The sequence below is a fragment of the Mesorhizobium sp. WSM1343 genome (assembly GCF_055901535.1).
Map to the genome: position 1 here is coordinate 795609 of NZ_CM148370.1, position 12869 is coordinate 808477.

12 protein-coding genes and 1 tRNA gene are annotated in these 12869 nt (G+C 65.8%); 2 read left to right on the plus strand and 11 right to left on the minus strand.

From position 1 onward, the window contains the following. Positions 1 to 94: 94 nt before the first annotated feature. From AC0NIL_RS03745 to AC0NIL_RS03770, 6 genes are all read right to left on the minus strand, one after another. On the minus strand, positions 95 to 2137 hold the full coding sequence (locus AC0NIL_RS03745) for a hydantoinase/oxoprolinase family protein (RefSeq protein WP_275953332.1): 2043 nt from the start codon (positions 2135 to 2137) through the stop codon (positions 95 to 97). Positions 2138 to 2258: 121 nt separating this feature from the next. Continuing rightward, positions 2259 to 2885 (minus strand): CDGSH iron-sulfur domain-containing protein, encoded by a 627-nt coding sequence (locus AC0NIL_RS03750; protein WP_275953333.1) that lies wholly within the window; start codon positions 2883 to 2885, stop codon positions 2259 to 2261. Between the two features lie 114 nt (positions 2886 to 2999). Then, positions 3000 to 3371 carry a hypothetical protein gene (locus AC0NIL_RS03755; RefSeq protein WP_064992726.1) on the minus strand — a complete coding sequence of 124 codons (372 nt, stop codon included), beginning with the start codon at positions 3369 to 3371 and terminating at the stop codon, positions 3000 to 3002. A gap of 127 nt (positions 3372 to 3498) precedes the next feature. After that, positions 3499 to 3855: a hypothetical protein gene (locus tag AC0NIL_RS03760; protein ID WP_024502169.1), complete on the minus strand. Its 357-nt coding sequence runs from the start codon at positions 3853 to 3855 to the stop codon at positions 3499 to 3501. Positions 3856 to 3872: 17 nt separating this feature from the next. Further along, positions 3873 to 5393 (minus strand): pyridoxal phosphate-dependent decarboxylase family protein, encoded by a 1521-nt coding sequence (locus tag AC0NIL_RS03765; protein WP_275953334.1) that lies wholly within the window; start codon positions 5391 to 5393, stop codon positions 3873 to 3875. Between the two features lie 13 nt (positions 5394 to 5406). Beyond that, positions 5407 to 6495, minus strand: a complete 1089-nt coding sequence (locus tag AC0NIL_RS03770) for a PLP-dependent cysteine synthase family protein (RefSeq protein WP_473572838.1) — start codon at positions 6493 to 6495, stop codon at positions 5407 to 5409. Positions 6496 to 6749: 254 nt separating this feature from the next. Here AC0NIL_RS03770 and AC0NIL_RS03775 point away from each other — a divergent pair, with 254 nt between their 5' ends. Both AC0NIL_RS03775 and AC0NIL_RS03780 read left to right on the plus strand, forming a co-directional pair. Continuing rightward, on the plus strand, positions 6750 to 8738 hold the full coding sequence (locus AC0NIL_RS03775) for an adenylate cyclase (RefSeq protein WP_013528611.1): 1989 nt from the start codon (positions 6750 to 6752) through the stop codon (positions 8736 to 8738). Positions 8739 to 8867: 129 nt separating this feature from the next. Then, the gene (locus AC0NIL_RS03780; protein ID WP_023814179.1) at positions 8868 to 9047 is read left to right on the plus strand and encodes a hypothetical protein; all 180 of its coding nucleotides are present in this window, start codon (positions 8868 to 8870) and stop codon (positions 9045 to 9047) included. 120 nt (positions 9048 to 9167) lie between these two features. Here AC0NIL_RS03780 and AC0NIL_RS03785 read toward each other — a convergent pair whose 3' ends face one another. The 5 genes from AC0NIL_RS03785 to AC0NIL_RS03805 all read right to left on the minus strand — a co-directional run bounded on the left by AC0NIL_RS03785 (position 9168) and on the right by AC0NIL_RS03805 (position 12846). After that, positions 9168 to 9731, minus strand: a complete 564-nt coding sequence (locus AC0NIL_RS03785; protein WP_275953335.1) for a cytochrome b — start codon at positions 9729 to 9731, stop codon at positions 9168 to 9170. Between the two features lie 196 nt (positions 9732 to 9927). Next, complete coding sequence (locus AC0NIL_RS03790; protein ID WP_027161196.1) at positions 9928 to 10236, minus strand: UBP-type zinc finger domain-containing protein; 309 nt, start codon at positions 10234 to 10236, stop codon at positions 9928 to 9930. Next, a complete protein-coding gene (locus tag AC0NIL_RS03795; RefSeq protein ID WP_473572839.1) occupies positions 10233 to 11918 on the minus strand; it encodes an FAD-dependent oxidoreductase in 1686 nt (561 codons plus the stop codon). Before AC0NIL_RS03795 ends, AC0NIL_RS03790 begins: the two co-directional genes overlap by 4 nt. Positions 11919 to 12067: 149 nt before the next feature. Continuing rightward, positions 12068 to 12152, minus strand: a tRNA-Leu gene (locus tag AC0NIL_RS03800). 73 nt (positions 12153 to 12225) lie between these two features. Continuing rightward, positions 12226 to 12846: a 2,3-bisphosphoglycerate-dependent phosphoglycerate mutase gene (locus AC0NIL_RS03805; protein ID WP_013528615.1), complete on the minus strand. Its 621-nt coding sequence runs from the start codon at positions 12844 to 12846 to the stop codon at positions 12226 to 12228. Positions 12847 to 12869: the final 23 nt, after the last annotated feature.

Below are 12869 nucleotides of genomic sequence, written 5' to 3' on the forward strand. Positions count from 1 at the left end.
CTACTCCAGATGAAAGGCTTTGCGGGCCTTTGGCATGTCAGGTTTGCCGGGTCAATTCAGCTTAGGGTGAAGGTGGCGTATTTCGCCGCGTCGCTCAAACCGCAATGCGCGGCCTTCCCGAGGCCACGGCCACGACATGCGCCTCGATGAACATGCGCTGGGCCTCGACGGTCGAGACCCGGAATTCGGTGGCGACGTCGATCTCGGCGCTGTCGGTGCCGGCATCCCTGGCGCGCTCCGCGACGATGGCGCGGACATCGGCCTCGGCCGCCGCGATCGCCGCTGCCTCGTCGAGGAAATCGCGTACGGTCTCGCCCGAGGCGAGACGAAACAGCCCTTCTATGGGCTGGCTGACCCGCGCCTCGGCCGAAACCCTGACCTGGCCGACGACGGCGCCGAGCGCGTTGGCGACATCGGTATCCCTGGGCACCACGCAGTCATTGCCGATCAGCTCGGCCAAGCCGGCATAGTGCAGCGGCGCCGAGGCGCCGAGGCCGATGACCGGGCGGTCGAGCGCAACGCTCAGGCGGGCGATGCCGGGATGCGCGTCGACTGCGCGCTGCACCAGGGCGTGCGCCACTGTCGCGGCGCCATCGAGCCCATCCTCGGCAAAGGCGGTCTCGAGGATATATTCGGCCGACCAGCGCGTCAGCGTCACCAGCACCCGTTCCGAGATCGCTTCCGGCGAAGCGGCGATGTTCTGGCCACGGCCGTCACGCTTGCGGGCAAACAGTTCGGCGCCGAGGCGCGCGGCGATGGGATCCCAGTTCGCCTGCTTGCCCAGCACGTGGGCGGCGTCCGACGGGGTGAAGCCGGCGACATGCACCAGCCCGCGCGACACCAGCCGGTTCAGCGTCGCGTTCTGCGCATTCGAGGTCAAAAGCCTGTCGACGGCGAGCGGCACGGCACCGATGGCCTCGTAGAGCCTGGCTTCGGCGCCGGTCAGGCCGGCGGCGAGCCGGTCCGGCACGCCGGTGCGCACCGCGAAGCGGCCGTCCATGCGGCCGGGATTGGGTGCCCGCAGATGGCGCTCCAGCTCTGAAATCACCGCTACGCCATGCGCCATGCCGGCCAGCGCCAACGGCACCAGGCGGCGCGGCCCGAGCAGGATCCTGGGGTTGAGCGCGCCATCCTCCAGCGCCACTTCGGAATCGCCGCCGAGGCCGAAGGTGCGCATGGCGACGGCCTCGACCATGGTGCGGAAGCCGCCGACGGTGGCGCCTTCCGGATCTAGCCTGGGACGGCCGCCGTCGAGCACGGCGACGTCGGTGGTGGTGCCGCCGATGTCGGACACCACAGCATTGTCGAGCCCGGTCATGTGGCGGGCGCCGACCAGGCTGGCGGCCGGGCCGGACAGGATGGTCTCGATCGGTCGCTGGCGGGCAAAAGCGGCTGAAACCAGCGCGCCATCGCCGCGCACCACCATCAGCGGTGCTGCGATGTTGCGCGCCTCGAGAAAGCCTTCGGTCGCTGCCACCAGCCGGTCGATCATCGAGATCAGCCTGGCGTTGAGCAAAGTGGTCAGCGCCCGGCGCGGGCCGCCGAGCTTGGCCGACAGCTCGTGGCTCGATGTGACCGGCAGGCCGGACTTGTCGCGGATCAACTCGCGGGCGGCGATCTCATGCGCCGGATTGCGGGTGGCGAAGTAGGCGCAGACGGCAAAGCCGGACACCGAGGCGCCGAGTTCCGGCAGCGCCGCTTCCAGTCCGGACAGATCGAGCTTGGCGGCATTGCCATGCACGTCGTGGCCGCCCGGACAAAAAACCACCGGATCGGTGCCGAGCGCGGCCTTCAGCCCGTCGCGGGCGAGATCGCCCTCGGAAAAGCCGATCATCACCAGCGCGACGCGGCCGCCCTGGCCCTCGACGAGCGCGTTGGTGGCAAGCGTCGTCGACATCGACACCAGCTTGATATCAGCCGGATCGGTTCCGGCCTTCTGCAGCACCGCGTCGACGGCGCCGGAAATGCCGACGGCAAGATCATGCCTGGTGGTCAGCGCCTTGGCCTTGGCCAGCACCTTGCCCTTGTTCGGCCCTTCTTGCGGGCCTTCCGTTTCAGACCACAACACGGCATCGGTATAGGTGCCGCCGGTGTCGATCCCGAGGAACAACGGTTTTGGCTTGGTCTTGGGTGTCATTTTTGGCGGCGGTCCGGCTGGGGAGTCTGTCTGCCCCTGCCTTTAGCCGATGCGGGCCGGTCGATAAAGCTGCGAGCGCTGGGCCAAGGCGGAGATTGGCAGCGTTGGCCGAAGCGCCAACCTACCCGACAAACCCCACTTTCTTGTGCGTGCCATCGCAGAACGGCTTGTTGGCGGAATGGCCGCAGCGGCAGAGGAAGGCGCGTTGCGTACGGTCGACCGTATGGCCGGTTCCGGTGACGATCTCGAGATTGCCCTCAAGCTTGAGCGGGCCATTGGTGGTCGGCGTCACTTTCAGCGGACCATTTCTCGCTTCGAGCGCCGGCGTGTCCTTCAGCTGCGGCTCGCCGCTGGCGGCAAAACCGGATTTGTTGTGGCTGCCGTCGCAGAACGGCTTGTTTTCCGAAGCGCCGCAGCGGCAGAGCGTGGCACGATAAGAAGTCTCGCCGTCGAGAACGATCTCGGCGTGTACCGCCAGCGGGCCGTTTTCCCGCAGCCGCACCGTGTTGACCACCGGTGCTTGCTCCTGCGGCCCGCCATCCTTCCTGACATAGGTGATGGCGCCCGACGGGCAGCTTTCGGCGATGGCCACGATCTTCTCGACGCTGGCCGCCTCGGGATGGATCCATTGGCCCGGCGCGTTGGGCATGAAGACGTGGGGATCGCCGAGCACGCAGTTGCGCGAATGGATGCAGCGCTTGCCGGAAAACCCGACGTCGATCTTGTCGCTTTCGACCGTGCCGGCCATAGCTGAGCTCCTTTTGCCTGAAGCACGTCGCGTCTGAACAGTTCGAGGCGGCGCGCGCTGCGTATTTGCACAGGCTATGGCTCCAGCCCGAAGACCGTCAAGCTGGCAAACCGGTCAGGGGACCAGTTCGATCTCCTCGGTCTCGCCGCCGCTGCAGGTGTAGCAGCAATCCTCGCATTTTTCCTTGTTGCCGGGGCCGACGCCCCAATAGGTGCCCTCGTCACCATCGACCCAGGCGCCGTAACAGATCGATTCCCCGGCGTTGCAGGATATCGGCAGCTGCTTGGTCTCGCCGTCGTCGAGGTAGAAGTCCTTGTCATCGCCCGGCCAGACATAGTCGCGGTCCTGGCTGTAGAGTTCGACGCGCATGGCGTTGGGGTGGCCGTTCTTGATGGCAAAGGTGACATCGTCGGCACGCGCCGCCGGCACGAGCAGCATGAGGAGAGACAGCGCGGCCAGCACGCGGCGCGCATAGGCATGAAACATGAGTAACCCCCTGAATAAGCGGCCCACCCGGCCGCGTGGCGACCATCGCACGCAGCGCTGAATCGCGGAAGTGGACCGGACGAGCCGATCCCTGACTTAATTTGGGTCCAACGAAAACTTCCGCGCTCTACGGCACCAGATCGATCGTCTCTGTCGAGTGTTCGACGCAGATGAAGCAGCAGGTGTCGCAAGGCTGGTCATTGTCCGGCCCGACGCCGGCCGAGAGGCTGTCATTGCCGTCGGCCCAGGCGCCATAGCAGATATGTTCGCCCTGATTGCAGGAGAACGGCACGGATTTCTGCGACCCTGGGGCGATCAGGAACACCTTGTCGTTGCCCGGCCAGACCGTCTCGCGGTCGCGGCTGAACAGCTCGACCGCGACTGCTTCCTTGCGCAGGTTCTTGACGAAGAAGGCCATGTCGGCGGCCTGCGCCGAGGCGGTGAAGACCAGCGCCGCCAGTGCAACCATACGAAACAGCGTCACGGCCTGGATCTCCCGAATCACCGCGGCAGAATCGCATGCCTGCCCGCTACTAGGAAGGGTGCGGAACCCTGCGTCGCGATCTCATGCCCCAGCCGCACCGTTTCACGCACCAGCAGGTCGAGATCCTCGCGCCGTGTGCGATGATTGGTGATCGCCACGCGCAACCAGTGCTCGCCATGCACCGTGGTGTCCGAAAGGGCCGCAATGCCCTGTTCCTGCAGCCGCAGCATGATCTCCGTGTTGAGCGCCTTCAGAGCCTCGCCTGTCAGACCGGGCTGATAGCGGAAGCAGACGATGTTGACGGTCGGCGATGCCGCCAGCTGCAGCCGCGGCGCGGCCTCGATCAAGCCGGCAAGATAGACGGCCTGGGCAATGTTCTGGTCGATCAGGCGGCCGAATTTCTCGACACCGTGCTCCTTCAGCGCCATCCACACCTTCAGCGCGCGAAAACCGCGCGACGTCTGCAGGCCGTAGTCGTGCAGCCATTCGCCGGAAGCGAGGCCGCGCGGCGTCGATTCCAGATATTCCGGCGTCACCGCGAAGGTCCCGCGATGCGCGGCGGCATCCCTGACCAGGGCGCAGCCGACTTCGAACGGCGCGTGCAGCCATTTGTGGGGATCGAGCGCGACCGAATCCGCCCGTTCGATGCCGGCGACGCGATGGGCATTCTCAGGCGCAATGGCGATCAGCGCGCCGATGCAGCCGTCGAGATGGAACCAGAGGCCTTCCTCATGTGACAGCTTCGCAAGCGCCTGCAGATCGTCGATCGCCCCGGTGTTGACGGTGCCCGCCGTACCGATGACGCAGGCCGGCTTGAACCCTGCCGCGCGGTCCTCTGTGATCGCTGCCCGCAAGGCGGCGATATCGATGCGCAGCCCGGCATCGGTCGGGATGCGGCGCAGTGCCCGGTTGCCGAGGCCAAGTGCCTCCATCGCCTTGCGGTGGCACGAGTGGATCTGCTCCGAGCCGTAGAAGCGCAGCGGCTTTTCGATGGCGGCGACACCATGCTCGCGCACGTCGATGCCGGCCTTGACGTTGCGCGCCACGGTCAGCCCGATGATGTTGGCCATCGAGCCGCCGCTGACCAGCGTGCCGCCGGCAGAAGCGGGAAAGCCCAGCATCTCCTTGCACCAGTTCACCACCTGGCTGTCCATCAGCCCGGCGGCGTGGTTGCCGCCGCCGAGGTTCGAGCCCTGGATTGCCGCCAGGAAATCGCCGAGCGCACCGGTGAAATTGCTCGACCCCATATACCAGGACCAGAAGCGCGGATGAATGTTGCCCATTGGATAGGACATCACCGTGCGGGACACCTCAGAATAGACCGCATCCAGCGGCGCCGGTGAGCGCGGCAGCGGCGCCGAGAAGGCCCCTCTCACATCGGCCGGCATCTCCCGCCAGACCGGGCGGTCGCGCACATCGCGGAGGTAATCGACCGCATCGTCGATGACCCGGTGCGACAGGGCCTGCACATCGGCCCAATCCAGGGGGTCGAGCGTTTCCTCGGCCAACAGGCCTAGGTTATCTTGCACGGCGTCCATACCAGATCTCCCGTCAAGCCGCCGGGAACTGGCAGCCGGGCGTCGAGCGCGACAGGGCGGTCTCGTCGGCATCCATCTCGGCCTCGATGCCGTCGAACAGCGGCGTCGACATGTAGCGTTCGCCGGTGTCGGGCAGCATGCACAGGATCACCGCGCCAGCCGGCGCCTTCTCAGCGACCTGCCGCGCCACGGCGAAGGTCGCGCCGCCGGAAATGCCGGTGAAGATGCCCTCTTTGCGCGCCAATTCCCTCGCCCATTTGATGCCCTCGGGCCCGGCGATCGGCATCACCTCGTCATAGAGGCTGGTGTCGATCGCCTCCTGCAGCACGTTGGGGATGAAATCCGGCGTCCAGCCCTGGATCGGGTGCGGCTCGAAGGCTGGATGGCTGGCGGCGGGAGCACCATCGACGCCGCGCTGCTGGACCTTGCCGCTGCCGATGAGCTGCGCGTTGGCCGGCTCGGAGAGCACGATGCGGGTTTCCGGCCGCTCGCGGCGCAGCACGCGCGCCACGCCCACCACCGTGCCACCGGTGCCATAGCCGGTGACGAAGCAATCGAGCCGCGAGCCGGCGAAATCATTGACGATCTCGCGCGCCGTCGTTGCCTCGTGGATGGCGGCGTTGGCGGCCGTCTCGAATTGGCGGGCAAGGAACCAGCCATTGGCCTCGGCCAGTTCCACCGCCGTCTTGTACATGCCGAAACCTTTTTCGGCGCGCGGCGTCAGCACCACCTTGGCGCCCAGCATGCGCATCAGTTTGCGGCGCTCGACCGAAAAACTGTCGGCCATCGTGACGACCAGCGGATAGCCCTTTTGCGCGCAGACCATGGCGAGGCCAATGCCGGTGTTGCCGCTGGTCGCCTCGACCACCGTCTGGCCCGGCTTCAGCGCCCCGCTGCGCTCGCCCTCCTCGATGATGTTGAGCGCCAGCCGGTCCTTCACCGAGGCGCCGGGATTGAAATACTCGGCCTTGACGTAGATCGTCGCGTGGGACGGTCCGAGATTGTTGATGCGAACCACCGGCGTGTCGCCGACGGTGTCGAGAATGCTGTCGAACAGGCGGCCGCGCCCGGCCGTGGTTCTGATCTTCTGTTGCTGCAACATCTTGGTCTCCTTGATTGTCATCGCGTTTTGTCTTCACGGGCCGGTTACAAACCGGCGGGTTGGGCGGCGAGGTTTGGTGACCTTGCCGCGCTAGGACTGACATGCCGCACAGCGGCAATGCCCGTATCCGGCGCTGATATCCGCTGCCGGATGCGCCGTGTCGTGTTTGGTGATACAGGAGAGGCCGACAGGCCAGCGTGGGAGCAGGCGTGGAAACGCACGTGGAATCCACTCGATCGAGGCCGGACGGCGACATGCCGGTCCTTTCCGTGCGCCTGCTCGGACCGCTGATGATCTCCCGCGACGGCGCTCCGGTTGCCCTGCCCGCGTCACGCAAGCTGCGCGCGCTGCTCGCCTATCTGGCGCTGGCGCCGCATCCGGTCAGCCGCAGTCGCCTGTGCGAGTTGTTGTGGGATGTGCCGAACGACCCAAGGGGCGAACTGCGCTGGTGCCTGAGCAAGCTGCGCGGCGCGCTTGACATGCCGGCCCGGCGCCGGGTCTCCACCCAAGGCGATACGGTCGCACTCGATCTCGACGATTGCCTGGTCGATGTGCTGGAGGTCAGCCGCGCCGCCGCGCAAGGGATCGGCACGCTTGACGTCGAGCGCTTGCGCGTGCTGGCCGGACTGTTTGCCGGCGATTTCCTCGACGGGCTGGAGCTCGAGCGCAGCCCGCATTTCAACAGTTGGCTGATCGCGCAGCGCCGCCGCTTCAGCGCTTGCCATGCCGCCGTGCTGGAACGCCTTGTCGCGAGCCTGCCGGCTTATAGTGACGAGGCGATCGCCCATCTCGACACATGGGTGGAACTGGCGCCGTTCGACACGTGCGGACATCTGGCGTTGCTGTCCAATCTGGCCGGGCGCGGCGAGGTCGGCGCGGCCGAAGAGCATCTGGCCGCGGCGGAACGATTGTTTCGGTCGGAGGAGCTCGATTTCGCACCGCTTCGCGCGGCCTGGCGGGCGATCCGTGACCGACAGTCGGGCACCTCGCTTCGAACGGCCTGCCTGTCCACGCTATCGCCACTGGTGGCCACCATGCCCACCGCACCCGGCCCGGTCGAGCCCAGCCACGCTTCGCTGGCGGTGATGCCGTTTGTCGAGGAGAGCGGCGGCACGCGCGGCGGACTGGCCGACGGTTTCACCCACGACATCATCACCCGCCTGGCCAAGCTCAGGGATTTCTTCGTCATCGCGCGCGGATCGGTGTTTGCGCTGGCAGAACAGAACATCGCGCCCGAGGATGCCGGCCGCCGGCTGAATGTCGACTATGTCGCCACCGGCACGGTGCGCAGCCCGTCCGGCCGCCTCATCGTCAGCGTCGAGCTGATCGAGGTGCGCAGCGCCAGGATCGTCTGGGCCGAGACCTTCGAGCGCAGGCCCGATGACATCTTTTCCGTGCTCGACGACATCGGCAACAGCATCGTCTCCTCGATCTCGGCCGAGATCGAAACGGTCGAGCGCAACCGCGCCATGCTGAAGGCGCCCAGCTCGCTCAACGCCTGGGAGGCCTACCATCGCGGCCTCTGGCACATGTACCGCTTCACCCAGGCCGAAAACGAGCAGGCGCGGCATTTTTTTGCGCAGGCCTTGCAGCTCGACCCGACCTTCGCCCGTGCCTATGCCGGCCTGTCCTTCACCCACTGGCAGAACGCCTTCCAGCGCTGGGGCGACCGCGACCGCGAAAGCGCGCTGGCGTTCGAGAGCGCCGGCCACAGCCTGCTGGTCGACGACCACAATCCGGCCGCGCATTGGGCGATGGGCCGGGCGCTGTGGCTGCGCGGCGAGCAGGACGGCTCGCTGCTCGAACTCGAGCGGGCGGTCGATCTCAGCCCCAACTTCGCGCTCGGCCACTACGCTTTGTCCTTCGTGCATTCGCAGTCGGGCGACCCGCGAGCGGCGATAGGCTCTTCCGATCATTCGCGCCATCTCAGCCCGTTCGACCCGCTGCTGTTCGGCATGCTGGGCGCACGCGCCATGGCGCATGTCCGGCTCGGCCAGTTCGAGGAGGCGGCCGAATGGGCGCTGAAGGCGGCGGCGCGGCCCAACGCCCACGCCATCATACTGGCGATCGCCGCGCACTGCCTGGCGCTGGCCGGACGGCTCGACGAGGCGCGCGGCTTCGCCGCCGCCATCCGCAAGACAAGGCCGGACTATTGCGCCGACGATTTCATCGGCACCTTCCGCTTCGAACCGGATGCCGTAGCGCTGTTCCGGCAGGGCGCCAGCCGCATCGGGCTCAACTGAAGCCTGGATCGCCATCTTGGGGATCGCGTGGGAATTTCGCCTCAAATCCGCCGGGTTAACGAAGTCGGAAGGAGTTGTTTAACCGTTAGCTTCTATGTCACGGCCCGGGGGGCCGACAAAGTGAGTATGATGAGCAACAGCCCCGACAAGCGCAATGAATGGCGCGCCATATTTTACGTGCAGGCTCGCGTTGCCATCCTGTTTGTCCCGGTGGTTGCCAGCCTGCTGATCATAGCGGCGCTTGCCGGAAACGAACGCAAGTCGGTTCCCAGCATGATCGACCCGACCGTCACCGGCTCCGTGCGGTAGGCGCTATCGGTCGGCGTTAGCCCTCTCGGGGAGAGCGCCTTCTGAAGAAAAAGAAGGTCGAGGGAAAGGCCCTCCCGATCAACGAGGGAAGGCGCTATGCGCTTTTCCTGGGAAACCACTTCACACTTTCCCGGACTTGCTCCAGGAGAGCGTGCTTTCCGGCAGCATTCGCTTGAGCACGTCGTCCTTGCGGATGAAATGATGCCATAGCGCCGCGGCCGCGTGCACTCCGGCGAGGATGAGGATCAAATTGGCGCACAGGCTGTGCAGTTCCCTGATGAACCGGGCCGTGTCGCGGTCGGGCGATACCGGGGCCGGGATGGTGAAGAGGCCGAAGAAGCTCAAGGCGTCGCCCCTGTACCAAGTCAGCAGGATGCCGAGAGCCGGAATGGTCACCAGCAGCGCATAGAGCAGCAGATGCGCGATCTTGGCCGCCCATCGTTCAAGCTCCGACATTTCCGTCGGCAGCCCTGGCGTTCCCAGTATCAGGCGCAGGCCGACGCGGATGACGACCAGCGCAAACAACAGCAGCCCGAACGAAATATGGAACCACCAGACGAGCGCGCGGCCGGGATCGCCGCGCGGAAAAAGTTCTTCCACATAGGTCAAGCCATAAAGGCCGATGACCAGCAGAAACACCGCCCAGTGAATGGCTTTTTGTGCGCTTGTATAGGTGGGGTGCATGCGAGCCTTCCAGTTTTGAATATTTCTAAACTAGCCGCGATCATGTCAAAGCTTTGTCGGGCTCGGATGATCGTGAGCTGGCAGGACACTGGAACGGGTAAGCTGTCAGTTTGCGGACAGTCGGGCATCGAGCGCGTAATGCTGGACAAAGAAAAGCCCGGGCGAACCGGGCTCTTCTTCGGCGTCTCCAGGGCGCTCAAACAAAGCGCGGGATCGGACCGTTCTGCGGGGTCACATCGTCGCCGAGGTCGACAAACACCTCGTCGACATAGCACCATGCCCAGCCTTCGGGTGGATCGTAGCCCTCGATGATCGGATGCTTGGTGGCGTGGAAATGCTTGGTGGCGTGGCGGTTGGGCGAGTCGTCGCAGCAGCCGACATGGCCGCAGGTACGGCACAGCCGCAGATGCACCCATTGCGACCCGCTCTTCAGGCATTCCTCGCAGCCGAGCGCGCTCGGCGTGACCTTCCTGATGTCGCGCGTATGTCTGCATTCATCCATCATGGTCTCCCGGCCATTTGAAATGTGTCGGCGTTGCCGCGCGCGAGGTAGGCATGCAGAGCCGCGACCACCTGGGCGCCTTCGCCGACAGCCGCCGCGACCCGTTTGACCGAACCGGCGCGGACATCGCCTATGGCGAACACGCCGCTGCGGCTCGTCTCCATCTGCGCCGATCCTATGTCCGATCCGGTGCGCACGAAACCCCTGGCGTCCAGCGCGACATCGCAGTTGGCCAGCCAATCGGTGTTCGGATCGGCGCCGATGAAGAGAAAGAGATGGCGGATCGGGCGCGTCGTTTCCGCGCCGCTGGCGCGGTTGCGCCAGCGCACCATGGCAAGATTGCCCTCTTCGCCCTCCAGCGCCTCGATTTCGGACCCGGTCAGCACTTCGATATTCGGCTGCGCCCTGATGCGCTCGACCAGATAGCGCGACATCGAGGCTTCGAGGCTGCCACCACGCGCCAGCAGCGCCACTTTCCGCGCATGGCTGGCGAGGTAAACCGCCGCTTGGCCCGCCGAATTGCCGGCGCCGACCAGCGCCACTTCCTGGCCGGCGCAAAGCCGCCCTTCTATGGGCGACGCCCAATAGTGCACGGACGTCCCCTCGAACCGCGCAAGATTGGCGATGTCGAGGCGGCGATAGCGCGCGCCGCTGGCGATCACCACGCTGCGCGTGCGCACGGTCTCGCCGTCACCGACATCGAGCAGATAGCGGGCGCCTGATGTGTCGGTGGCCGCGCTCAAAAGTTTCGCCTCGTCCGGGATGACCATTTCAACGCCGAACTTCTGCGCCTGGTTGTAGGCGCGCGCCATCAGCGCCATGCCGGTGATGCCGGTCGGGAAACCGAGATAGTTCTCGATGCGCGAGGAGGCGCCGGCCTGTCCGCCGAAGGCACGGCAATCGAGCACGATCGTCGACAGCCCTTCGGATGCCGCATAGACCGCCGCCGCCAGCCCTGCCGGGCCGGCGCCGACGATGGCCACGTCATACACCGTATCGGCATCGATCGGGCGCAACAGGCCGACGCAGCGGGCGAGGTCCTTTTCGCCGGGGTTCATCAGCAGCCTGCCGTTTGGACAGAGCACGATCGGCAGGTGGTGCGGATCGACCTCGAAGCGTTCGACCAGGGTTTTGGCGCAGGGATCGCTGTCGGAATCGAGCACGCGGTGCGGCTGGCCGCTGCGCGCCAGAAAACCCTGCAGCCGCAACACGTCGGCATTGTCCTGGGGTCCGATGATGATCGGCCCGCTGGTGGCGCTCTCCAAAAGCCCGACGCGGCGCAGGATCAGCGCCCGCATGATGCGCTCGCCGAGATTGGCCTCCTGCACCATCAGGTCGCGCAGCCGCTGCGAGGCGATGACGAACGCCTCCACCGGCTCGGCGGCCTGCGCATTCACCAGCGAGGGACTGGCCGAAAGCTGCGCCAGCTCACCGACAAAGCTGCCCGGGCCGTGCGTGACGATCGTCTCGCGCCGGCCGAGCCCGCCGTCCTGGGTGATGTCCACGCTACCCGACAGCACGACGATCAGGCCGGGCGCCACATCGCCGGCTTCGATGATGTGCTCGCCGGCTGCATAGGCGCTGGCCTCGCCGAACCGGCGCATGCGGTCGATGTCCACCTCGGCCAGCGTGGGGAACGCCTGGTCGCGGCGGGCACCGAAGATCGGGTTGGTGGATTGAGCCATGGTTTTGAGCGTAGCGAAGCGGCCGCGGAGTTTGAAGCGGTTTGTGAGGGGACTGGCCGGAAGGGGAGGTTGGCTGAAAAGAAAAAGCCCGGACGAACCGGGCTTTTTCTCTAAGTTTCTGAACCGTCGAGTGGCTCGAAACGGGAATTTGGTGCCCAGAAGAGGACTCGAACCTCCACTCCTTGCGGAACACGGACCTGAACCGTGCGCGTCTACCAATTCCGCCATCTGGGCTGGTGCGGGCTCATGTAAGCGGGCAAGCGATGTGTGTCAACGCGCTTTTTTCGCAGGTACTCCGTTCGCCGGTTCAGTCGTCCAGCACTTCCTTGGAAGCGACGGTGGAATCGGCGTTGAGCTGGTAGATGACCGGCACGCCGGTGCCGAGTTCCAGCTTGACGATCTCCTCACCCGACTTGCCGTCGAGCGCCATGATCAGCGCGCGCAGGGAGTTGCCATGCGCGGCGACCAGCACGGTGCCGCCGCGAAGCACGTGCGGCTGCAAATCGTGCAGGTAATAGGGCCAGACGCGGGCGCCGGTGTCCTTCAGGCTTTCGCCGGCAGGCGGCGGCACGTCGTAGGAGCGGCGCCAGACATGCACCTGCTCCTCGCCCCATTTCTTGCGGGCGTCGTCCTTGTTGAGGCCGGAGAGGTCGCCATAGTCGCGCTCATTGAGCGCCTGGTCGCGGATGGTCTTCAGGTCGCCCTGGCCAACCGCGTCGAGGATGTGCTGGCATGTCTTTTGCGCCCGGATCAGCGCCGAGGTGAAGGCGATGTCGAATTTCAGGCCGCGCGCCTTGAGCTTTTGCCCGGCGGCCTTGGCCTCGGCGTGGCCCTGTTCGGTCAGGTCGACGTCGCGCCAGCCGGTGAACAGGTTCTTCAAATTCCATTCGCTCTGGCCGTGGCGCACGAGCACGAGGGTTCGCGACATGTTTGCTCCTTCAGGTTTATGGA